Source organism: Pseudomonas sp. K2I15 (assembly GCF_002204795.1).
Taxonomy (GTDB): Bacteria; Pseudomonadota; Gammaproteobacteria; order Pseudomonadales; family Pseudomonadaceae; genus Aquipseudomonas.
Genome location: NZ_NIXO01000028.1, coordinates 1 through 22,268, shown reverse-complemented (window position 1 = coordinate 22,268; position 22,268 = coordinate 1). Strand labels below are relative to the sequence as shown.

Below are 22,268 nucleotides of genomic sequence, written 5' to 3'. Positions count from 1 at the left end.
GCTGGGGCGCGCAGCGGCCCCAAAAGATGGGCCTGCTGCGCAGTCCAGCGGGAGCAAGCTCCCTCGCCACAGGGGATTAGATCAATGTCTCGATGCGCAGCGAATTGGTCGATCCCGGCTGGCCGAACGGCACTCCCGCGGTGATCACTAATGTATCCCCACGCTGCGCCATACCTTGTGCCTGGGCTATCTCCAGCGCCGTGGAACACACCTCATCCACCTGCCGCAGCCGATCATTCACCACCGAATGCACGCCCCACGCCACGCTCAAGCGCCGCGCCGTGGACAGGTTCGGCGTCAGGTTCAGGATCGGCACCGTCGGCCGTTCCCGCGCCGCCCGAAGGCTTGAGGTGCCGGACTCGCTGTAGTTCACCAACACCGCCACCGGCAAAATGCTGCTGATACGGCGAATCGCGCAGCTGATGGCGTCCGACACCGTGGCATCCGCCTTGGGTCGGCTGACGTCCAGTTGAGCCTGGTAATCCGGGCCGTTTTCCACCTGGCGAATGATCTTGCTCATCATCAACACAGCTTCCAGCGGGTATTCGCCGGAAGCGGTTTCCGCCGACAGCATCACCGCATCCGCACCTTCGGCCACCGCATTGGCAACATCAGTGACTTCGGCACGGGTCGGCGCCGGGGAGAAACGCATGGATTCGAGCATCTGCGTGGCCACCACCACCGGTTTACCCAACTGACGGCAAATCCCAATGATGTCCTTCTGGATTTGCGGCACGCTTTCCGCCGGCACTTCCACCCCCAGGTCCCCTCTGGCGACCATGATCGCGTCGCTCAGCTTGGCGATTTCCTGAAGGCGCTTCACCGCCGACGGCTTCTCGATCTTGGCCATCAGGAACGCTTTGTCGCCGATCAATTCGCGGGCTTCGCGAATATCTTCCGGGCGCTGCACAAACGACAGCGCCACCCAATCCACACCCAGTTCCAGGCCGAAGCTCAGGTCGCGGCGGTCCTTGGCGGTCAGCGGGCTGAGTTCCAGCAACGCCTGGGGCACGTTCACGCCTTTGCGGTCCGACAGTTCGCCGCCATTGAGCACGGTGGTGTCGATGGCATCGGCGTGCTTGGTGATCACCCGCAGGCGCAGTTTGCCGTCGTCCAGCAACAGGTCCATGCCAGGCTTCAGGGCCGCGATGATTTCCGGGTGCGGCAGGTTGACCCGCCGCTGGTCACCGGGCGTTGGGTCCAGGTCCAGGCGCAGGGCCTGGCCGCGAATCAGTTGCACCTTGCCCTCGGAAAAACGCCCGACCCGCAGCTTCGGCCCTTGCAGGTCCATCAGGATGCCGAGGGGGTAATTCAGTTGGCGCTCCACTTGGCGAATCCACTGGTAACGCTGTGCGTGGTCGGCGTGATCACCATGGCTGAAGTTCAGGCGAAAAATGTTCACCCCGGCTTCCACCAGCTCGCGGATGTCGTCGATGCTGTCGGTGGCCGGGCCGAGCGTGGCGAGGATTTTGACCTTCTTGTCAGGCGTCATGTTCAGGGCTCTCCAGGATCACAATGGCGCGAAAATCGTTGACGTTGGTGCGGGTCGGCTCGGTGATGATCAAGCCGTCGAGCGCGGCGAAATAACCGTAGCCATTGTTGTTGTCCAACTCGTCGCTGGCGCTCAAACCCAGGGCTTCGGCGCGGGCGTAGCTGGTGGGCGTCATGATCGCGCCGGCGTTGTCTTCGGAGCCGTCGATGCCGTCGGTGTCACCCGCCAGGGCGTAGACGCCGGGCAGGCCCTTGAGGCTGTCGGTGAGGCTCAGCAGGAATTCGGCATTGCGCCCGCCACGGCCATTGCCGCGCACGGTGACGGTGGTTTCACCGCCGGAGATGATCACGCAAGGCGCCGCCAACGGCTGGCCATGCTGGATGATTTGCCGGGCAATACCGGCGTGCACCTTGGCCACGTCCCGCGCTTCGCCTTCCAGGTCGCCGAGGATCAGCGGGCTGAAACCTGCCTGACGGACTTTTACCGCCACAGCTTCCAGGGATTGCTGCGGGCGCGCGATCAGCTGGAAATGGCTGCGGGCGAGGACCGGGTCGCCAGGTTTGACAGTTTCCGACTCCGGGCTTTGCAGCCAGGTGCGGACCGACGCCGGGGTTTCAATCTGGTAGCGCTTGAGGATCGCCAACGCCTGTTGCGAAGTGCTCGGGTCGCCAACGGTAGGGCCCGAAGCGATGACCGTGGCCTGGTCGCCCGGCACATCGGAAATCGCATAGGTGTAGACCGTGGCCGGCCAGCTTGCCCGGGCGAGGCGGCCACCCTTGATTGCCGAGAGGTGCTTGCGCACGCAGTTCATCTCGCCAATGGTGGCGCCGGATTTGAGCAGGGCTTTGTTGATCGCTTGCTTGTCCGCCAGGGTGATGCCAGCGGCCGGCAGGGCGAGCAACGCAGAGCCGCCGCCGGAGAGCAGGAAGATCACGCGGTCGTCTTCGCCCAGGTTGCTGATCAGCTCCAGCACACGCTTGGCCACGGCCTGGCCTGCGGCATCCGGCACCGGGTGCGCGGCTTCGACCACTTCGATTTTCTTGCAGGGGGCGCCGTGGCCGTAGCGGGTGACCACCAGGCCGGTGACTTCGCCTTGCCAGCAGTTTTCCACCACCAGCGCCATGGCGGCGGCGGCTTTGCCGGCACCGATCACGATGACACGGCCGCTGCGGTCGGCGGGCAGATAGGGTTCGAGGACTTGCCGGGGGTGGGCGGCGTCGATGGCTGTGGCAAACAGCTCGCGAAGCAGGTGTTGCGGATCGACCGACATAAGCGGGCTCCCGGGGATTCTTGTTATTAGGGGTGCATCAAATTCGATGTGAAACGCGGTCAAAAATGTGGGAGCGGGCTTGCTCGCGAAAGCGGTCTACCCTTCGACATCCATGCTGACTGATACACCGCTTTCGCGAGCAAGCCCGCTCCCACATTCGATCGCATTTCAAAGGCTGTTATTTATCGCGAATCGAAAAATTCGCCATATGTTCCAGGCCCTTGATCAGCGCCGAGTGGTCCCAGTTACCGCCACCGATCGCCGTGCAGGTGCTGAACACCTGTTGGGTGCCGGCGGTGTTCGGCAGGTTGATCCCCAGCTCCTTGGCACCGGCCAGTGCCAGGTTCAAATCCTTCTGGTGCAGGTTGATGCGAAAGCCCGGATCGAAGGTGCCCTTGATCATCCGCTCACCATGCACTTCGAGGATTTTCGAGGAGGCAAAACCACCCATCAGCGCTTCACGCACCTTGGCCGGGTCGGCGCCGTTTTTCGAGGCGAACAGCAGCGCTTCGGCCACCGCCTGGATGTTCAATGCAACGATGATCTGGTTCGCCACCTTGGCGGTCTGGCCATCGCCGTTACCGCCCACCAGGGTGATGTTCTTGCCCATGGCCTGGAACAGCGGCAGGGCGCGTTCGAAGGTGTGCGGGTCGCCGCCGATCATGATGCTCAGGGTGCCGGCCTTGGCGCCGACTTCACCACCGGACACCGGGGCGTCGAGGTAGCGCGCGCCGGTCTCGTTGATCTTCGCAGCGAAGGCCTTGGTGGCGGTGGGCGAGATCGAACTCATGTCGATCACCACTTTATTCGGCCCCAGGCCTGCGGCAACGCCGTCGGCGCGGAACAGTACATCGTCGACCTGCGGGGTGTCGGGCACCATGACGATGATGAATTCGGCTTCCTGGGCCACTTGCTGCGGGTTGGCCAGGGCCACCGCGCCAGCGTTGATCAGCTCAGCCGGGGCCTTGCCGTGATGCTCTGAAAGGAACAGTTGGTGACCGGCCTTTTGCAGGTTGGCGGCCATGGGTTGGCCCATGATGCCGGTGCCGATAAATCCGATTTTAGCCATGACGAAAATCCTCTTATTGTTAGGTGTGCAGGCCTGGCGCGGCCTGCTAAACACAGGCGATCCACTGAGGGAGCGGGCTTGCTCGCGAATGGGGTCCGACATTCAGCATTGATGTCGACTGATCCACCGCTTTCGCGAGCAAGCCCGCTCTCACATGGGGTGCTGTGTTTGTTCAGTTAGATCGCGTTGTGGCTTTTGAGCCATCCCAGCCCGGCTTCGGTGGTGGTCAACGGCTTGTACTCACAGCCGACCCAACCCTGGTAACCAATGCGGTCCAAGTGTTCGAACAGGAAGCGGTAGTTGATCTCACCGGTGCCCGGCTCGTTGCGCCCCGGGTTGTCTGCCAGCTGGATGTGGTTGATCTCATCCAGGTGGGAGGCCATGGTGCGGGCGAGGTCGCCTTCCATGATTTGCATGTGATAGATGTCGTATTGCAGGAACAGGTTGGCACTGCCCACCTGCTCGCGAATCGACAGGGCCTGCGCCGTGTTGTTCAGGTAGAAGCCCGGAATGTCGCGGGTGTTGATGGCTTCCATCACCAGCCGGATGCCCACCGCTTGCAGCTTGTCGGCAGCGTACTTGAGGTTGGCGACGAAGGTTTTTTCCAGGGTGGCGTCATCCACACCGGCAGGACGAATCCCCGCCAGGCAGTTGATCTGGGTGTTGCCCAGCACCTGGGCGTAGGCGATGGCCAGGGTGACCCCGGCGCGAAATTCCTCGACCCGGTCCGGGTGGCAGGCCAGGCCGCGTTCGCCCTTGGCCCAGTCACCGGCCGGCAGGTTGAACAGCACTTGGGTCAGGTCGTGGGCATCGAGTTGCGCCTTGATTTCAGCCGAGCTGAACTCATAGGGAAACAGGTATTCCACACCACTGAAGCCCGCGTCGGCGGCGGCTTTGAAACGGGCAAGAAAGTCCTGTTCGGTAAACAGCATGGACAGGTTGGCGGCAAAACGCGGCATGGGGTTCTCCTTAATCGAGCAGTGAGATGGCAGTCGGTGCGTCGTTGCCCACCAGTGCCAGATCTTCGAATTCGTTGACGGCGTTGATCTCGGTGCCCATGGAAATATTGGTCACCCGCTCCAGAATGATTTCAACGATCACCGGCACCTTGAATTCTTCGATCATCTCCTGAGCCTTGCGCAGTGCAGGCTGGATTTGACCCGGTTCGAATACCCGCAGGGCCTTGCAGCCCAGGCCTTCGGCGACGGCCACGTGGTCGACGCCATAACCGTTGAGTTCCGGCGCATTGAGGTTGTCGAAGGACAGCTGCACGCAGTAGTCCATCTCAAACCCGCGTTGGGCCTGGCGGATCAGCCCCAGGTAGGAGTTGTTCACCACCACGTGGATGTACGGCAGCTTGAACTGCGCGCCCACGGCCAGCTCTTCGATCATGAACTGGAAGTCATAGTCGCCCGACAGTGCGACAACTTTGCGGGTCGGGTCTGCCTTGACCACGCCCAGCGCCGCCGGAATGGTCCAGCCCAAGGGGCCTGCCTGGCCGCAGTTGATCCAGTGGCGTGGCTTATAGACGTGCAGGAACTGCGCGCCGGCAATCTGCGACAGGCCGATGGTGCTGACGTAGCAGGTGTCTTTGCCGAACACCTGGTTCATCTCTTCGTATACGCGTTGCGGCTTGACCGGCACGTTGTCGAAGTGGGTCTTGCGGTGCAGGGTGGCCTTGCGCTGCTGGCAATCGTGGAGCCAGGCGCTGCGGTCCTTGAGCAGGCCTGCGGCTTTCCATTCGCGGGCCACTTCAATGAACATCGTCAGGGCGGAACCAGCGTCGGAAACGATGCCCAGGTCCGGCGTAAACACGCGGCCGATTTGCGTCGGTTCGATGTCCACGTGAATGAATTTGCGGCCTTCGGTGTACACCTCCACCGAACCGGTATGACGGTTGGCCCAGCGGTTGCCGATGCCCAGCACCACGTCCGATTTGAGCATCGTCGCGTTGCCATAACGGTGGGACGTTTGCAGGCCGACCATGCCCACCATCTGCGGGTGATCGTCCGGGATCGTGCCCCAGCCCATCAGGGTCGGGATCACCGGGATGCCGGTCAATTCGGCGAACTCCACCAGCAGTTCGCTGGCGTCGGCGTTGATCACGCCGCCACCGCTCACCAGCAAGGGGCGTTCAGCCTGGTCCAGCAGGGCCAGGGCTTTTTCCACCTGGATGCGGGTCGCCAAAGGCTTGGCCAAGGGCAGTGGCTGGTAGGCGTCGATGTCGAATTCGATCTCGGCCATTTGCACGTCGAACGGCAGGTCGATCAGCACCGGGCCAGGGCGGCCGGAGCGCATTTCATAGAAGGCTTTCTGGAAGGCATACGGCACCTGGCCGGGCTCCATCACCATGGTTGCCCACTTGGTCACCGGCTTGACGATGCTGGTGATGTCGACGGCCTGGAAGTCTTCTTTATGCATCCGTGCCCGCGGCGCCTGGCCGGTGATGCACAGGATCGGTATCGAGTCGGCCCAGGCGCTGTACAGGCCGGTGACCATGTCGGTGCCCGCCGGGCCCGAAGTGCCGATGCACACGCCGATATTGCCGGCCTTGGTGCGGGTGTAGCCCTCGGCCATGTGCGAGGCGCCTTCAACGTGGCGAGCAAGGACGTGATCGATGCCACCGACCTTCTGCAAGGCCGAATACAGCGGGTTGATCGCGGCGCCCGGGATACCGAAGGCGGTGTCGACCCCTTCACGGCGCATCACCAGGACAGCGGCTTCGATTGCTCTCATTTTGCTCATGGTTTTGGTGCCTCTTGCGTTTTGTAATTGTATACAAGTGGTGTTGGTCCGAAGTGTATTCACGGCGAGCGGGGCAGGTCAATCCATTTTCTCGGGTGACCTTTACGTTCGTCGGAAGGCTTCTGGACAGGAATATTTCGACGTGTGGTGCGTATGTTTAGAAATATTGTATACAAAAAATAAATATATTGTGTTCTATTTGTTGGATCCGGTTTCTGATCAAACAGAGCCCCACGGCTTTCCACATAACAAGATAAGGACGGCACCCATGAGCGCTTTAACCTTGAAAGTCGCAGTCAACCTGGCCGGTCACGCCATTGCGGCAGGCCGCACCATTTCGGCAGCGCCGCTGACCATCGCGGTACTCGATAGCGGCGGGCACTTGATTACGTTGCAACGCGAAGATGGCGCTAGCCTGTTGCGCCCGCAGATCGCGATTGGCAAGGCCTGGGGCGCGATTGCCCTGGGCAAGGGCTCGCGATTGCTGGCGCTGGACGCGCAGCAGCGGCCGGCGTTTATTGCGGCATTGAACAGCTTGGGGCAGGGCAGTGTGGTGCCGGCACCGGGCGGGGTGTTGATTAGGGATCAGGATGGGCGGGTGCTGGGGGCGATCGGGATCAGTGGGGATACGTCGGATATTGATGAGCAGTGTGCGATCAGTGCGATCGAGGGGCAGGGGTTGTGGGCGGATGCTGGGGTGTCAGCTTGATTTGAGGTGACTGGGATGGCCTCTTCGCGAGCAAGCCCGCTCCCACATTTTGATTTGTGAACGCGGTCAAAAATGTGGGAGCGGGCTTGCTCGCGAAAGGGGCAACTCGGTCCCGGGCTTAAACCCAAACCGCATCCCACAAGGGATAGTCGCCAATCCGCTTCACCAACCCGGCTCTTAGCGGGTTGGCCACGACATACCGAGCCATCTTCACCAAGTCATCGTCCTTGCGCAGTGCACGATCATGAAAACTGGTTTGCCAAAGCCGACCCTTACGGCCGGTAGCGCCATTAACGGTTCGAGTGCTTTTGGACTTCACCTGGCACATCAGGTCTCCCAATGAGCCTTTTTTCAGCTCAATCAACCAGTGAAAGTGGTCGGGCATGACCACCCAGGCCAGGGAGTTCGCCAACCCTTGGTATTGGGCGAGCCGGAATTGCCAGACCACCAGCCGACCCAGGTAAAAGTCACTGAAGATTGGCACACGTTCGTGGGTATTGGTGGTGATCAGGTAAATACGGTTGGATTCGCTGAATCGCCCGATACGCAGGCGATGTGAAGCCGCTGGATCAGGCATTCCTTTGCCTCTCTTCAGGTGGGGTTCTGAGAGGCTAGATCGGGGAATCTGGAGATGATGGTTTGGCTTTGTGCAGGATGTGTCTGGGAGGGCGCTTTCGCGAGCAAGCCCGCTCCCACATTGGATCTGCGGCGTTTAAACAATTTATGTCTGGCACAAATCCAAATGTGGGAGCGGGCTTGCTCGCGAATCTTGAAGACACCACGGTCTATCAGTCCGGCTCACACCCTTTAAGCACCAACCGAATAATCGTCTGCGCCGCCGCCTCATAATCCGCCTCATCCAGCTTGGCCTTGCCGGTCACTGCTGAAATCTGCCAATCAAAATCCGCATAAGTCTGCGTTGCCGCCCAGATACTGAACATCAGATGATGCGGGTCAATCGCCGCAATCAGCCCCCGGTCCACCCAACTCTGAATGCAGTCGATGTTGTGCTTGGCCTGGGCATTCAGCTGTTCCACCTGCTCAGCGCTCAAATGCGGAGCGCCGTGCATGATTTCACTGGCAAATACTTTCGAGGCAAACGGCAAATCCCGGGAGATGCAGATTTTCGAGCGGATGTACCCGCTCAGCACGGCCGAAGGGTCGCCCTCGGGATTGAACGGCGTGGACGCCGCCAAAATCGGCTCGATAATGCTTTCGAGCACCTCGCGGTAGAGGTTGTCCTTGGACTTGAAGTAGTAGTAAACGTTGGGCTTGGGCAGCCCGGCCTTGGCGGCGATGTCGCTGGTTTTGGTCGCGGCGAAGCCCTTGTCGGCAAACTCCTCACTGGCAGCCCGCAGGATCAGTTCTCTGTTGCGCTCGCGAATGGTGCTCATAGACCAAGTCATTCCTTGCCAAGACAGGCGGTCGGGCATGGTAGCACCGGCTTTGCGCGGGGCTCAAGAATCGCGCTGCAGCCCTTGCGTTACGGGACGCCCAGCTGACTTTGTCTGTCTTGATGCTGAACACATTCATGGTCGTACAGGCACAGCCCGAGCGCGCTGCTAGAGTTGAGTCAGCGAACAGGCGATAGGCCTTGTCGCTCCATCCTGATTTCGGCGTTCGAGAGTGAAACCGTGGAGAAAAGCAGACGACGTACGTTCGCCTGGGCCGTTGGCACGTTGTTACTGGTAGCGTTGTTGATTGCCCTGGGTTTGCACTTCTTTGCAGGTAGGCATAAAGGCAAGCCGCCGACACCCGGCGAACCGGTTGCCGTGGTGCCTGTGGTATTGCAGGACGTGCCGGTGTATATCGATGCCCTGGGCACCGTCACCCCAACCCGCAGTGTGACCGTGGTCAGCCAGGTCGACGGGATCCTCAGCAGCGTGGAGTTCAAGGAAGGCCAGCACGTCAGCAAGGGCCAGGTGATCGCGCGCATCGATGACCGTGCCCTCAAGGCCCAACTGGCCGTGGCCAAGGGCACCCTCGCCCACGACCAGGCCGTATTGAGTAACGCCCAGCGCGATTTGGTGCGCTACCGCGAACTGGTCAAGGCCGGCTCCACCAGCCAGCAAACCGTCGATACCCAGGCGTCACTGGTCCAGCAACAACTGGGCACCGTGGCCGCCGACCAGGGCAATGTGCAGAACCTTGAAGTGCAGCTCAGCTACTGCACCATCACCTCGCCGGTCGACGGTGTGGTGGGCCTGCGCCTGGTAGATCCGGGCAACTACGTCACCACCACCAGCACCACCGGCATCGTGGTGATTACCCAGATGAACCCGGCCACGGTGGTGTTCGCCGTGCCCGAGGACGACCTGGGTGCAATCAACCAGGCTCTGGGCCGTGGCGCCGTGACAGTGCTGGGCTACGACCGCAATAAAAAAGCCTTGCTGGCCACGGGCAGCCTGTTGGCCCTGGATAACCAGGTGGACACCACCACCGGCACCATCAAGGTCAAGGCGCAGTTCGATGATTCGGGCAATGCGCTGTTCCCCAATCAGTTCGTCAATGCGCGTCTGAAAGCCGACACCTTGACCCAAGTCGCCGTGGTACCCACCCGGGCGATCCAGCATGGCAGCAAGGGCGATTTCGTGTTTGTGGTGAATGGCGACAAGGCCAGCCTGCGCAGCATCAAGACCGGCCCATCGATGGGCGATGTCTCGGCGGTGCTCGAAAGCGGCGTCAAGCCGGGCGAGCAGGTGATCACCGAGGGCGCCGACAAACTGGATGACGGTTCCGCCGTGAAGGTCGTCGCCGAGTGAGGAGCTGCCGAGCATGAACATTTCGCGGCCCTTTATCGAACGTCCCGTCGCCACCACCTTGATGATGGTGGCGGTGCTGTTGCTGGGGATGTTGGGGTATCACCTGTTGTCGGTGTCGGCATTGCCGGAGGTGGATTACCCGACTATCCAGGTCTTCACCCAATACCCCGGCGCCAGCCCGGATGTGGTCAGCTCATCCATCACCGCGCCGCTGGAGCGTCAGCTTGGCGAGATGCCGGGCCTCAAATCGATGAACTCCACCAGCTCCGACGGCGCCTCGGTGGTGACCCTGCAATTTGACCTGTCGCTGTCCCTTGATGTCGCCGAGCAGGAAGTGCAGGCCGCGATCAACGCCGCCGGGACCTTTTTGCCGGCCAACCTGCCGTACCCGCCGGTGTATAGCAAGGTCAACCCGGCGGATGCGCCGGTGCTGACGCTGTCCCTGACCTCGGATGTGTTGCCGTTGACCAAGGTCGAAGACCTGGCCGACACCCGCCTGGCACAGAAGATTTCGCAGATCACCGGCGTGGGCCTGGTGACGATCAGCGGCGGACAGCGCCCGGCGGTGCGGGTCGAGGCAAATACCTCGGCGCTCAACAGCCTGGGCTTGTCTATCGATGACCTGCGCACCTCCCTCGGCACCGCCAACGTTAACCAGGCCAAAGGCAATATCGACGGCAAGTTCCAGGCGTATTCCATTGGCGCCAACGACCAGCTGCAATCGGCCGAGGAATACCGCGACCTGGTGATCGCCTATAAAAACGGCGCACCGATTCGCCTTTCGCAGATCGCCAGTTCCACCCAGGGCCCGGAGAACCCGCGCCAGGCCGCGTGGACCAACAGCACGCCGTCGATTGTGCTGAACATCCAGCGCCAACCCGGCGCCAACGTGATTGAAGTGGTCGACCGCGTGCAGCAATTGCTGCCCAAGCTGCGGGCCAGTTTGCCGGGCACCTTGAAGGTCGATGTGCTCACCGACCGCACGCAAACCATCCGCGCGTCGGTCACTGATGTGCAGTACGAACTGGCGGTGGCGGTGCTGCTGGTGGTGATCGTGATTTTCATCTTCTTGCGCAACGTGGCGGCGACGATTATTCCGGCCGTCACCGTGCCGCTGACGTTGGTTGGCACCCTGGCCGTGGCCTACGCGTTGGGCTTCTCCCTGAACAACCTGACGCTGATGGCGCTGACCATCGCCATCGGGTTTGTGGTGGATGACGCCATCGTGATGATCGAAAACATCACGCGCTATATCGAGGCGGGCGACTCACCGTTGGAGGCGGCGCTCAAGGGCTCGGAGCAAATTGGTTTCACGATTATTTCGCTGTCGATTGCGCTGGTCGCGGTGATGATCCCGCTGCTGTTCATGGGCGATGTGGTCGGCCGGCTGTTCCGCGAATTCGCCATGACCGTGGCCGTGACCATCGTGATTTCAGCGTTCATCTCGCTGACCCTGACGCCGATGATGTGCGCGCGGATGCTGAAGAATAAGCACCAGGAGCGCCGTGCGGATTTCTTCGACCGTATCAACACTCACTACGTGCGTGGCCTGGATTGGGTGTTGGCGCACCGCACCTTGACCCTGATCTCGATAGCGCTCACTGGCGCGCTGACCCTGATGATTCTGGTGATCATGCCCAAGGGCTTTTTCCCCGACCAGGACACCGGCCTGATCCAGGGCATTTCCCAGGCGGCGCCGACGGTTTCGTTCCAGCAGATGCAGACTGAACAACAACGCCTGGCGGCCCGAATCCTCAAAGACCCGGCGGTGCAAAGCCTGTCGTCCTTTGTCGGCATCGACCAGACCAACCCGACCATCAACCAGGGCAACCTGCTGATCAACCTCAAGCCGCGCGGTGAGCGTGACAGCGCCACCGAAGTGATCCGCCGACTCTCCGACGCCAACGCCGACGACGCCGGCATCCGCCTGTACCTGCACTCGGTGCAGGACCTGACCCTCGACGCCACGGTGTCCACCACCAGCTACCGCCTGGGCCTGCAAGCCACCGACCCGGATGAGTTGGAAACGTGGACCAACAAGCTGTTGGCGGCGATCAAGCAAGACCCGATGTTCAGCGACGTGCAAAGCCAGGCGATGCAGTTCGGCAACCAGATCCAACTGACCTTTGACCGTGCCACGGCCTCACGGCTGGGCATCACGCCACAGGCGATCGACGACGTGCTGTACGACGCCTTCGGCCAGCGCCAGGTCTCGACCATTTACACCCAGCTCAACCAATACCACGTGGTGATCGCCACCGACCACCCGCCGCGCAACTTGCCGGATTTGCTCACGGGTTTGTACGTGGACATTCCGGGGGGCGGTGTCGCGCCGCTGTCGAGCATGGCGACCATGCAGGTGGTGCGTACGCCCGTGACCATCAACCGTTTGGGCCAGTTTCCGTATGCCGACGTGTCGTTCAACCTCGCCCCGGGCCAGACCCTCGGCGCGGCGGTGACGCGGCTCAAGGACATCGAGGCCAAGGTCGGTTTGCCGCTGTCGGTGCAGGCTAACCTGGAAGGTGCGGCGGCGACGTTCGAGCAGTCGCTGTCGAACCAGGTGTTCCTGGTGGTGGCGGCGATTGTGGTGGTGTACCTGATGCTGGGGATTCTGTACGAGAGCTTCGTGCACCCGGTGACGATCCTTTCGACGCTGCTGTCGGCGGCGCTCGGGGCGTTGCTGGCGTTGCTGGTGACCGGTACGCAGTTCGACATTATCGGTTTGATCGGCATTGTGCTGCTGATCGGCATCGTGATGAAAAACGGCATCATGATGGTCGACTTCGCCCTGGAACTATTACGTGAAGGTGGCCTGAGCCCTGTGGCTGCGATCCGCCAGGCGGCGGAGTTGCGGTTCCGGCCGATCCTGATGACCAGCATGGCGTCGCTGTTTGGCGCGGTGCCGCTGGCGCTCGGTACGGGGATTGGTTCGGAGCTGCGCCATCCGTTGGGCATCGCGATTATCGGCGGGCTGTTGCTCAGCCAGTTGCTGACGCTGTTTTCCACGCCGGTGATCTTCCTCGCCATGCACGGCCTGGGGCAGCGCTTCAGCCGCCGCCCGGCTGAAACGGTCTGATGGCAATGAACCTCAGCGCGCCGTTTGTTCGCCGCCCCATTGCAACCACCTTGATGGCGGCCGGCCTCGCGCTGTTTGGCGCACTGGCCTTTATGCTGCTGCCGGTGGCGCCGCTGCCGGAGGTGGATTTCCCGACCATCAGCGTCAGTGCCTCGTTGCCCGGCGCCGATCCCACCACGGTCGCGAGTTCAGTGGCCACGCCGCTGGAGCGCCAGTTCGGGCAGATTGCCGGGGTCACGCAGATGACCTCGTCCAGCAGCCTCGGCTCGGCGCGGATTATTTTGCAGTTCGACCTGGACCGCGACATCGACGGCGCCGCCCGAGACGTGCAGGCGGCGATCAACGCGGCGCGCAGCAACCTGCCCAGCGACCTGTCCGGCAACCCGACGTACCGCAAGGTCAACCCGGCCGACTCGCCGATTTTGATCATCAGCCTGACCTCCGACAGCGCCACACCGGGGCAGATGTATGACGTGGCCTCGACCCTGCTGGAGCAGCGGCTGTTGCAGACCACCGGCGTCGGTGACGTGACGGTGGGCGGCGGCGCGTTGCCGGCGGTGCGGGTGGAACTGAACCCCGACCGGCTCAACCAGTACGGCGTCAGCCTGGAGCAGGTGCGCCAGGTGATCAACGCGTCCAACGTCAACCTGCCCAAGGGCAACGTGGCCATCGGTGACCGCAACTACGGCATTGCCGCCAACGACCAATTGCTTGATGAGGAGGATTACGGGCCGTTGGTGGTCAAGGCGCACAACGGCGACCTGATTCATATTTCCGACCTTGGCTACGTGCGCGAAGACGTGCAGGACCTGCGCAACTTCGGCTTGTCCAACGGCAAGTCGGCGGTGTTGCTGGTGGTGTTCAAGCAGCCCGGCGCCAACGTGATCGAGACGGTGGACGCGGTGAAAGCTTCGCTGCCGTTTCTGCAAAGCTCGATTCCGGCGACGATCAAGCTCAACTTGCTGATGGACCGCACCACTACCATTCGCGCCTCGCTGCACGACGTCGAGATAACGTTGCTGGTGTCGATCCTGTTGGTAACGCTGGTGACGTTCGGCTTCTTCCGCGACTGGCGCAGCACGCTGGTGCCGGCGATTGTGGTGCCGTTGTCGTTGCTTGGCACCTTTGGCGCGATGTACTTCCTCGGCTACAGCCTGAACAACCTGTCACTCATGGCGCTGACCATTTCCACCGGTTTTGTGGTGGACGATGCGATCGTGGTGGTGGAAAACATCATGCGCCACCTGGAGCGCGGCAAGACCCGGGTGGAAGCCGCGCTGGCCGGCGCCCAGGAGGTGGGTTTTACGGTGCTGACCATCAGCGTGTCGCTGGTGGCGGTGTTTATTCCGCTGCTGCTGATGGGCGGGATTGTCGGGCGGCTGTTCCGCGAGTTTTCGGTGTCGCTGTCGGTGGCCATCGTGATCTCGATGCTGATCTCGCTCACCGTGACGCCGATGCTCGCCAGCGTGCTGCTGCGCGCCCCCAAGGAAATTCACGAAGGCAATGAACACCCGGATTCACGCTTTCACCGCTTCTACGATCGCACCCTTGGTTGGGTGATCGACCATACGGTGCTGATGGGTTTTGTGACGGTGTGGGTGATCGTGCTCGCCGGCGTCCTGTACGTGCTGGTGCCCAAGGGCTTTTTTCCCCAGGAAGACACCGGGCGTTTGCAGGGCAGCATCCTGGCGAACCAGAGCATTTCCTATGGGGCGATGCAGAAGGATTTCACCGAGATCAACCAGAAGGTGATGAAAAACCCGAACATTGAAACCGTCGCCGGGTTTGTCGGCGGTGGCGGAGGCGGCGGTGGGGCGGTCAACAGTGCGCAGATGTTTGTGTTGCTCAAGCCGCTGGGCGAGCGCAAGGACAATGCCACCGAGATCATCGGGCAAATCCGCCGCAGCCTCGGCGACCTGCCCGGCACTAAACTGTATTTGCAATCGGCCCAGGACATCACCGTGGGCGGTCGGCAAAGTGGCGCGCAGTACCAGTACACCCTGACCGCCGATGACCAGGAATCGCTGGATGAATGGGTGCCCAAGGTGGTGGCGGTGCTGCGTAAATTGCCGCAACTGACCGACCTTAATACCGACCAGCAAGACAACAGCCTGCTGGCCAATGTGCAGATCAACCGGGACACGGCGGCGCGCCTCGGGGTGAGTGTCTCGGCGGTCGACCAGACGCTGTACGACGCCTTTGGCCAGCGCCAGGTCGCCACCCTGTATCGCGCGGCGAACCAGTACCACGTGGTGATGGAAATTGCCCCGCAATACTGGACTGACCCGTCGGCGCTCAAGGGCATTTATGTGCCGACGGGCACCCAGGCCACGACCACCAAAGGCACCACGACGGCGCCCAACCTGACCACTTCGCAAACCCTGGTACCGCTGTCGGCACTGGCGGACAACACGGTGGCGCGCACGGCGATTTCCATCAGTCACCAGGGCACGTTCCCGGCGGTGACGGTCTCGTTCAACCTGGCGCCCGGCACGTCCATCGGCCAGGCCACCGCGATGGTGGACGATGCGGTGAAGCAGCTGCGCATACCGGCCAGTGTGGTCGGCCAGTTTGCCGGCACGGCCCAGGTGTTCCAGTCGTCGGTGGCCAGCGAGCCGTTGTTGATCGTCGCCGCGTTGCTGTGTGTGTATATCGTGCTGGGCATCCTCTATGAAAACCTGACGCACCCGCTGACCATCCTCTCGACCTTGCCTTCGGCGGGGGTCGGCGCGCTGATTGCCTTGCTGCTGACCGGCACCGAGCTGTCGATCATTGCGCTGGTGGGGGTGATTCTGTTGATCGGCATCGTGAAGAAAAACGCGATCATGATGATCGACTTCGCGATCACCGAGCGGCGGGAGTTTGGCCTCACGGCCAAGGAAGCGATTCGCCGGGCGTGCCTGATCCGCTTCCGGCCGATCATGATGACCACCCTGGCGGCGATCCTTGGCGCGCTGCCGCTGGTGCTGGGCACCGGCTATGGTTCGGAGTTGCGCCGGCCGTTGGGGATTTCGATTATTGGTGGCCTGCTGTTCAGCCAGGTGCTGACGCTGTACACCACCCCGGTGATCTACCTGTGGCTCGACCGGGCGTCACAGCGCCTGGGTCGGCGTAAGGAAGCAAGGTTATGAACGTGAAATACAGCGTGCTTTGCATCAGCCTGCTGCTCGGTGGCTGCATGGTCGGGCCTGACTACCAGAAGCCCGCCATGGAGCTGCCGCAGACCTTCAAGGAAGGCGCACAGTGGCAGCGCGCGGCGGCCAACCCCCAAGGTGCGATGGACAGCCAGTGGTGGCCGGCCTATCAGGACCCGGTGTTGAACGATCTGGTGGCGCGCTCGGCCAAGGCCAACCAGTCGATCATCGCGGCAGAGGCGGCTTACCGTTTGGCTCAGGCGCAGGTGGCGTCGAGCCGGGCAGGGTTGTGGCCCACCGTCGGCGTAGGCTTGTCGGGTTCGCGGGGTGTGGGCGGCAGCGGCAGCAGTCCGTCCAGCACTACCTCGGGCGGTGTCGAGAACAGCGTCAGCGCGACCTTGACTGCCAGTTGGGAGCCGGACCTTTGGGGGCTGGTGCGGCGCGGGATAGAGTCGAGCCAGGCCACGGCCCAGCAATCGGATGCGTTGCTGGCCGGGGTGCAGTTGTCTATCAGCTCCAGCGTGGCGAGTAATTACCTCGCCCTGCGGCAGATGGATATCGATGTGCGCCTGCTGCAACAGCAACAGAAGATCAACCAGCAACTGCTGGACATGATCCAGGTGCAGTTCACCCAGGGCGTCGCCACCAACGACCAGTTGCTGGTGGCCCAGGACCAGCTCACCTCCTCGATTGCCGATTTGCAGACCTCGCTGCGTGACCGTGAGCAATACGAGCATGCGCTGGCCGTGTTGGTAGGCGTGGCGCCGAGCGAGTTTAGCGTGGCGGTGCGCAATGACTTCACCTTCGTGGTTCCCCGGCCACCGCTGACCTTGCCTTCTACCCTGTTGCAACGGCGTCCCGATGTAGTGGCGGCGGAGCGCTCGGCTGCAGCGGCCAACGCGAAAATCGGCGTGGCTGAAGCCGCGTTCTTCCCGACCCTGGACCTGACTGCCGAGGCCGGCTATCGCGCCAGCGCGTTGGGCGGTTTGTTCTCCTTGCCCAATCGCATCTGGACCTTGGGTCCGGCGCTGGCGGAAACGCTCTTTGACGGTGGTGCCCGTGAGGCCGCGGTCAAGCAGGCCGAGGCCAGCTATGACCAGATCGCCGCGACCTACAAGGGCACCGTGCTGAGCGCCTTGCAGAACGTCGAAGATAACCTGTCGGCGATCAACCACCTGCAAACCCAGGTCGATGCCTTCCAGCAGGTGTACCAGCGTAATCAGCAACTGTTCGGCAGCCAGGAGGCGCAACTGCGTGCCGGCACCGTCAGCCAGGAGAATGTGCTGACCCAGCAACTGGTACTGCTGCAAGCCGAGCAGAATCTTCGCGACACCCAGGGCCAACTCAGCCAGGGCAGTGTGGCGTTGATCCAGAGCCTGGGTGGCGGCTGGCAAACCACCCCGCACTGAACGGCTCGCTAACCCGGTGTGCGCCGCGTTATTCTCGGCGCACTTTGAATCACGGGAAGCCCGAGCCATGGCAGGAAGCAGTTTGCTGGTATTGATCGACGACATCGCCGCGGTGCTCGACGATGTGGCGTTGATGACCAAGATGGCCGCGAAGAAAACCGCCGGCGTGTTGGGGGATGACCTGGCGCTGAATGCCCAGCAAGTCTCTGGGGTGCGCGCCGAGCGGGAAATCCCGGTGGTGTGGGCGGTGGCCAAAGGCTCGTTCGTCAACAAGCTGATCCTGGTGCCCGCCGCCTTGCTGATCAGCGCGTTTGCGCCGTGGGCGGTCACGCCGTTGTTGATGTTGGGCGGCGCTTATCTGTGTTTTGAAGGCTTCGAAAAACTCGCCCACAGCTTCTTGCACAAACGCACCGAGGAGCAGGCGCACCTGGTCGAAGCCGTGGCTGATCCGGCCACTGACCTGGTGGCCTTCGAGAAGGACAAGATCAAGGGCGCGATCCGTACCGACTTCATCCTCTCTGCCGAAATCATCGCCATCACCCTCGGCACCGTGGCCGCCGCACCGCTGATGCAGCAAGTGATCGTGCTGTCGGGCATCGCCATTGTCATGACCATCGGCGTCTACGGCCTGGTGGCCGGTATCGTAAAACTCGATGACTTGGGCCTGTGGCTCACCCAAAAGCCCGGGCAGGCTGCGCGCAGTATTGGCAGGGCGATCCTGCGTGCGGCGCCGTACATGATGAAAAGCCTGTCGGTGATCGGCACGGCAGCGATGTTCATGGTCGGCGGCGGCATCCTGACCCATGGCGTGCCAATGGTGCATCACTGGATCGAAAGCGTGAGCCAAAGCACCGGTGGCCTGGCGTGGCTGGTGCCGACGTTGCTCAATGCCGTGGCGGGGATCATTGCCGGGGCCGTGGTGTTGGCGGTTGTCAGCGTGGTGGGTAAGCTTTGGAAAAGTGTGAGGGCGTAGGCATTTGATTGAACGACGGCAATTCAGCGGGGGCATGAAAGGCAAGAACCTCCGTTACCTGAATGAAAATCCCGGCGAGGCCCGTCAAACGGTTCGAGCGGGATTTGTGCTGCTCGAACATTTCTCGCTGCCGGCGTTTACCCAGGCGCTGGATACGCTGATCACCGCGAACCTGCTGCGGCCCGCGTCGTTTTCTACGTCGACCTTCGGCCTGCTGGAAGGCGAGGTGACCAGCGACCTCGGGTTGGTGATTCGGCCCGATGCGCGGCTTGAGTATTCAGCGATTAAAGCGCTGGACCTGCTGGTGATTTGCGGCGGCTACCGCACCGAGCTGAAGGCTGGCGATGAATTCGTCCACCTGCTCAAAAGCGCCGCGGAGCAGGGCATAAGCCTGGCCGGTTTGTGGAATGGTGCGTGGTTCCTGGGGCGTGCGGGTTTGCTCGGTGGCTACCGGTGCGCGGTCCACCCGGAACATCGCCCGGCCCTTGCCGATTTCTGCAAGGCGACGCAGGTCAGCAGCGAGCCGTATGTGATTGATCGCGACCGGCTGACGGCATCGAGCCCGTCCGGGGCGTTTCATATGGCGCTGGACTGGATCAAGGGGCTGTACGGCAAAGCCTTGGTCGAAGGCATCGAGGACATCCTGGCGTTTGAGGAGTCGCGCTACCGGCGGGTAAAGCCGACGGAAAACATCTGCTTGAGCGCGCCGCTACGCGAGGTGGTCAACCTGATGGACGCCAACCTTGAAGAGCCCCTGGAGCTTGAGCAACTGGCAGTGTACGCAGGCCGTTCCCGGCGCCAGTTGGAGCGCTTGTTCAAGGAGCAGCTTGGCACCACGCCGCAGCGTTATTACCTGGAACTGCGCATCACCGAGGCGCGCCGGTTGCTGCAACATACCGAGTTGTCCCAGGTGGATGTGCTGGTGGCCTGCGGGTTTGTCTCGCCGAGCCATTTCAGCAAGTGCTACAGCGCGTACTTTGGCTACAGGCCGTCCAAGGAAAAGCGTCTGGTCAAATAACCGGCGAAAAAAAGGCCATTCAATCGAATGGCCTTTTTTGTAGTTCGGCGTTACTCGGCGATCTGCAACTTGCGCGACTCGGTATACACGTAGCGCACTTTTTCATACTCGAACGGCGAGTTCATCTGGCCGTAGCGGAAGCTGGTCTGGTAGCGCTTGTCGACAGCGCGCAGCGCCCAGATTTCCGGGTGGTTTTCGCTGACCTTGGACACGTTCAGGAAGTTGACCTCGGTCTCGGCACCATAGTCCACCAGCAGGCCGGTGGTGTCCCGCAGGTTCGACGGACCAAACAGCGGCAGCACCAGGTAGGCGCCACCCGGTACACCGTAGAAGCCCAGGGTCTGGCCGAAGTCTTCGCTCTGGCGCGGCAGGCCCATGGCGGTGGCCGGGTCCCACAGGCCGGCGATGCCGATGGTGGTGTTGAGCAGCAGGCGCCCGGTGGTTTCCAGGGAACGATGGCCCTTGAGTTGCAGCAGGCTGTTCAACAGGTTGGGCACGTCACCCAGGTTGTTGAAAAAGTTGCTGACGCCGGTGCGCAGGAAGCTTGGGGTGACGTAGCGGTAACCGTCCACCACTGGCAGGAATACCCACTGGTCGAAGCGGTAGTTGAAGTGGTAGACCCGACGGTTCCACGACTCCAGCGGGTCGTAGACATTCAGGGCGTTGACCGACGAACGTTCGAATTCACGCTGGTCCAGCCCGGGATTGAACTTGAGGTGGCTCAGTGGCTCCTTGAAGCCGTCGGAGTCCACCACGGTCGGCGTGTGGGCCTTGCTGTTGTCGGCATTGGCCACGCCCGCGCACATCAGGGCGGCGAGCAGCAGAAGATATTTAGCCACGGAAGAACTCCAGCATGGCGTCGGCGTTGACGCGGTAGTTGAGGTTGCCGCAATGGCCGCCCAGGGGGTAGACGGTCAAGCGATCGCCGAAGGTTTTACGCAGGAAGCCAAGGTCGCCAGGGCCCAGGATCACGTCGTCGGCATTGTGCATGACGGCGATTTTCGGGCTGTCGTGCAGATAGTCCTTGAGGGCATACAGGCTGACCTGGTCAACCAGTTGCAACAGGCTGCCGCCGTCGGAGCGGGCGCGCCACATCGGGATCACCTGTTCGGTGAGGTAGCAGTCGAAGTCGCACTGCAACGCACGCTTGAGGAACGGCGTGAGGCTGGTGCCTTCGCTGATCGGGTACTTGGGCGGGGTGATCAGGCCACGGCGGTTGATCAGGTCCGAGGTGAAGGCAATGTCGGCCGCCGAGAAGCGGAACGAGGTGCCGATCAGCATCGCCATCTGTTCGTTGGTCAGGTGTTCCTTGGAGTTCTGGAAGTCGTAGAGCAGGGCGTCATTCAGGTCGATGTAGCCCTTTTGCTGGAAGTAGCGGGTCAGCTTGTTCAACACCAGCTCATAAAAGGTGGTGCTGTTGTTGATGCCCTTGACCTCGGTTTGCACCAGCTTGTCGAGGTTGGTGATGGAGGTGTAGAGGTTGACCGGCGGGTTCAGCAGCAGGACTTTCTTGAAGTTGAAGCTGCGACGGGTTTCGTCCAGCTTGCTGACAAAGGCTGCGTCCAGGGCACCCAGGCTGTAGCCGGTGAGGTAGAAGTCGGTCACGGGCAGCGTCGGGTTTTGCGCGCGTACGGCTTGCATCACGCGGTACATGTCTTCGGCGTCTTCCTGGCTGATGCCGGGGGTGGCGAAGCGCGAGGCGGCGGTGATGAAGTCGAAGCTGGTCGGGGACGACAGCTGGACGACGTGGTAACCGGCCTTGTAGTACAGCTTTTTCAGGTATTCGTTGATGGTGCTGTCAAACCGGGCGCCGGTGCCGGCGATCAGGAAAATCAGCGGGGCGGCGCGGTCTTGCTTGGCGATGCGGTAGGTGAGTTTCTTCACGGCCCAGAAGTTGTCGGGCAGGCTGAACTGGCGCTCGGGGCGCATCGTGAGGGTGTAGTCTGACTGATTGATTTCATCGTCGGACGGCAGTTCCGGCCGCAGATTCGGCGGAGTGGTCGCGATGGTCGCTTCGAACGGGTTGGTCAAAGGGTAGCCATAGCTGGCTTGGTCGATATCGACCGCCAGTGCTGACGCACTCAGAAAAAGGCTGCCCAACAGGGCCGCACAGCGCAAGGAACGGAGCATGACTAAATCCCTAAGAGGAAAACGTGCTGAAGTGGAGTTCGCAGGCTATGACCACCGCGTTGCTGCCGAAGTGCCAGCCTTCGGCACGAAAAATCGGAAAAAAACGTCGGAATCGGGGTAATAGTAGGCAGACGATACACTTTGGCACGCTATGAAGACCACTTATCTGTTTACAAGCCTTGCCAACGGCCGCCGGGAGATTAAGCTGGGCGCCGTTTTCGCCTATCGGAGTGCCCCATGTCCCGCCGTTTTCCGCTGATGCTGTTGCTTATTGCCCTGTCGCTTTGGCTGGCCGCCAGTTATGGCGCGCGTTACGGATTCATGGAGGACGGTCGTTGGGTTGGCATTTGTGCTGACGAAGCCAGCCGCTGGGAATGCCAGGTGCGCTCCAACCTGGGGTTGATGATTCACTTCAAGGTGATGGGCTGGGCAGCGTTGGTCACGTCGGTGCTGGCGTTTTTTGTGCCGGGCCGGGCAGGGT

18 protein-coding genes are annotated in these 22,268 nt (G+C 61.8%); 9 read left to right on the top strand and 9 right to left on the bottom strand.

Features of this window, described 5'->3' with window-relative positions:
* Positions 1–76: 76 nt before the first annotated feature.
* From pyk to gcl, 5 genes are all read right to left on the bottom strand, one after another.
* On the bottom strand, positions 77–1,492 hold the full coding sequence (gene pyk, locus CEC48_RS17620; RefSeq protein WP_088424897.1) for a pyruvate kinase: 1,416 nt from the start codon (positions 1,490–1,492) through the stop codon (positions 77–79).
* Positions 1,482–2,762, bottom strand: a complete 1,281-nt coding sequence (locus CEC48_RS17615) for a glycerate kinase (RefSeq protein WP_088424896.1) — start codon at positions 2,760–2,762, stop codon at positions 1,482–1,484. The genes pyk and CEC48_RS17615 overlap by 11 nt, the downstream gene beginning before the upstream one ends.
* 178 nt (positions 2,763–2,940) lie before the next feature.
* On the bottom strand, positions 2,941–3,831 hold the full coding sequence (locus CEC48_RS17610) for a 2-hydroxy-3-oxopropionate reductase (protein ID WP_010166211.1): 891 nt from the start codon (positions 3,829–3,831) through the stop codon (positions 2,941–2,943).
* Between the two features lie 176 nt (positions 3,832–4,007).
* The gene (hyi, locus tag CEC48_RS17605) at positions 4,008–4,790 is read right to left on the bottom strand and encodes a hydroxypyruvate isomerase (protein WP_088424895.1); all 783 of its coding nucleotides are present in this window, start codon (positions 4,788–4,790) and stop codon (positions 4,008–4,010) included.
* Between the two features lie 10 nt (positions 4,791–4,800).
* Complete coding sequence (gene gcl / locus CEC48_RS17600) at positions 4,801–6,576, bottom strand: glyoxylate carboligase (RefSeq protein ID WP_088424894.1); 1,776 nt, start codon at positions 6,574–6,576, stop codon at positions 4,801–4,803.
* A gap of 268 nt (positions 6,577–6,844) precedes the next feature.
* Here gcl and CEC48_RS17595 point away from each other — a divergent pair, with 268 nt between their 5' ends.
* Positions 6,845–7,285 carry a heme-binding protein gene (locus CEC48_RS17595; protein WP_088424893.1) on the top strand — a complete coding sequence of 147 codons (441 nt, stop codon included), beginning with the start codon at positions 6,845–6,847 and terminating at the stop codon, positions 7,283–7,285.
* A 118-nt stretch (positions 7,286–7,403) separates the two neighbouring features.
* Here CEC48_RS17595 and CEC48_RS17590 read toward each other — a convergent pair whose 3' ends face one another.
* Together CEC48_RS17590 and CEC48_RS17585 are read right to left on the bottom strand one after the other, a co-directional pair.
* Entirely contained in the window at positions 7,404–7,862 is a 459-nt protein-coding gene (locus CEC48_RS17590; protein WP_088424892.1) for a transposase, read from the bottom strand.
* Positions 7,863–8,073: 211 nt separating this feature from the next.
* On the bottom strand, positions 8,074–8,679 hold the full coding sequence (locus CEC48_RS17585; protein ID WP_088424891.1) for a TetR/AcrR family transcriptional regulator: 606 nt from the start codon (positions 8,677–8,679) through the stop codon (positions 8,074–8,076).
* 240 nt (positions 8,680–8,919) lie between these two features.
* Between CEC48_RS17585 and CEC48_RS17580 the strand changes: the two genes are divergently transcribed.
* The 6 genes from CEC48_RS17580 to CEC48_RS17555 all read left to right on the top strand — a co-directional run bounded on the left by CEC48_RS17580 (position 8,920) and on the right by CEC48_RS17555 (position 19,657).
* Positions 8,920–10,047: an efflux RND transporter periplasmic adaptor subunit gene (locus tag CEC48_RS17580; RefSeq protein ID WP_088424890.1), complete on the top strand. Its 1,128-nt coding sequence runs from the start codon at positions 8,920–8,922 to the stop codon at positions 10,045–10,047.
* A gap of 13 nt (positions 10,048–10,060) precedes the next feature.
* A complete protein-coding gene (locus tag CEC48_RS17575) occupies positions 10,061–13,123 on the top strand; it encodes an efflux RND transporter permease subunit (protein ID WP_088424889.1) in 3,063 nt (1,020 codons plus the stop codon).
* Between the two features lie 5 nt (positions 13,124–13,128).
* On the top strand, positions 13,129–16,254 hold the full coding sequence (locus tag CEC48_RS17570) for an efflux RND transporter permease subunit (RefSeq protein WP_088424948.1): 3,126 nt from the start codon (positions 13,129–13,131) through the stop codon (positions 16,252–16,254).
* The gene (locus tag CEC48_RS17565) at positions 16,251–17,666 is read left to right on the top strand and encodes an efflux transporter outer membrane subunit (RefSeq protein WP_088424888.1); all 1,416 of its coding nucleotides are present in this window, start codon (positions 16,251–16,253) and stop codon (positions 17,664–17,666) included. The genes CEC48_RS17570 and CEC48_RS17565 overlap by 4 nt, the downstream gene beginning before the upstream one ends.
* Positions 17,667–17,733: 67 nt before the next feature.
* On the top strand, positions 17,734–18,639 hold the full coding sequence (locus tag CEC48_RS17560) for a DUF808 domain-containing protein (RefSeq protein WP_088424887.1): 906 nt from the start codon (positions 17,734–17,736) through the stop codon (positions 18,637–18,639).
* A gap of 34 nt (positions 18,640–18,673) precedes the next feature.
* Entirely contained in the window at positions 18,674–19,657 is a 984-nt protein-coding gene (locus CEC48_RS17555) for a GlxA family transcriptional regulator (RefSeq protein ID WP_088424886.1), read from the top strand.
* A gap of 50 nt (positions 19,658–19,707) precedes the next feature.
* Here the strand turns inward: CEC48_RS17555 and CEC48_RS17550 are convergent, their stop codons facing one another.
* Positions 19,708–20,496, bottom strand: coding sequence for a VacJ family lipoprotein (locus CEC48_RS17550; RefSeq protein WP_088424885.1), 789 nt, complete (start codon positions 20,494–20,496; stop codon positions 19,708–19,710).
* On the bottom strand, positions 20,489–21,787 hold the full coding sequence (locus CEC48_RS17545) for a serine/threonine protein kinase (RefSeq protein WP_088424884.1): 1,299 nt from the start codon (positions 21,785–21,787) through the stop codon (positions 20,489–20,491). The genes CEC48_RS17550 and CEC48_RS17545 overlap by 8 nt, the downstream gene beginning before the upstream one ends.
* Here CEC48_RS17545 and CEC48_RS31875 point away from each other — a divergent pair.
* Positions 21,786–21,908 carry a hypothetical protein gene (locus CEC48_RS31875; protein ID WP_256579728.1) on the top strand — a complete coding sequence of 41 codons (123 nt, stop codon included), beginning with the start codon at positions 21,786–21,788 and terminating at the stop codon, positions 21,906–21,908. The genes CEC48_RS17545 and CEC48_RS31875 overlap by 2 nt on opposite strands.
* A 116-nt stretch (positions 21,909–22,024) precedes the next feature.
* Positions 22,025–22,268, top strand: a 244-nt coding sequence (locus tag CEC48_RS17540; RefSeq protein ID WP_088424883.1) for a hypothetical protein, incomplete at its 3' end; no start/stop codon positions are given.

Coding starts and splice junctions, on each gene's coding strand:
- hyi (WP_088424895.1), bottom strand. CDS start 4,790: ATGCCGCGTTTTGCCGCCAACCTGTCCATGCTGTTTACCGAACAGGAC.
- CEC48_RS17610 (WP_010166211.1), bottom strand. CDS start 3,831: ATGGCTAAAATCGGATTTATCGGCACCGGCATCATGGGCCAACCCATG.
- gcl (WP_088424894.1), bottom strand. CDS start 6,576: ATGAGCAAAATGAGAGCAATCGAAGCCGCTGTCCTGGTGATGCGCCGT.
- CEC48_RS17570 (WP_088424948.1), top strand. CDS start 13,129: ATGAACCTCAGCGCGCCGTTTGTTCGCCGCCCCATTGCAACCACCTTG.
- pyk (WP_088424897.1), bottom strand. CDS start 1,492: ATGACGCCTGACAAGAAGGTCAAAATCCTCGCCACGCTCGGCCCGGCC.
- CEC48_RS17565 (WP_088424888.1), top strand. CDS start 16,251: ATGAACGTGAAATACAGCGTGCTTTGCATCAGCCTGCTGCTCGGTGGC.
- CEC48_RS17590 (WP_088424892.1), bottom strand. CDS start 7,862: ATGCCTGATCCAGCGGCTTCACATCGCCTGCGTATCGGGCGATTCAGC.
- CEC48_RS17575 (WP_088424889.1), top strand. CDS start 10,061: ATGAACATTTCGCGGCCCTTTATCGAACGTCCCGTCGCCACCACCTTG.
- CEC48_RS17560 (WP_088424887.1), top strand. CDS start 17,734: ATGGCAGGAAGCAGTTTGCTGGTATTGATCGACGACATCGCCGCGGTG.
- CEC48_RS17615 (WP_088424896.1), bottom strand. CDS start 2,762: ATGTCGGTCGATCCGCAACACCTGCTTCGCGAGCTGTTTGCCACAGCC.
- CEC48_RS17595 (WP_088424893.1), top strand. CDS start 6,845: ATGAGCGCTTTAACCTTGAAAGTCGCAGTCAACCTGGCCGGTCACGCC.
- CEC48_RS17555 (WP_088424886.1), top strand. CDS start 18,674: ATGAAAGGCAAGAACCTCCGTTACCTGAATGAAAATCCCGGCGAGGCC.
- CEC48_RS17545 (WP_088424884.1), bottom strand. CDS start 21,787: ATGCTCCGTTCCTTGCGCTGTGCGGCCCTGTTGGGCAGCCTTTTTCTG.
- CEC48_RS17585 (WP_088424891.1), bottom strand. CDS start 8,679: ATGAGCACCATTCGCGAGCGCAACAGAGAACTGATCCTGCGGGCTGCC.
- CEC48_RS31875 (WP_256579728.1), top strand. CDS start 21,786: ATGACTAAATCCCTAAGAGGAAAACGTGCTGAAGTGGAGTTCGCAGGC.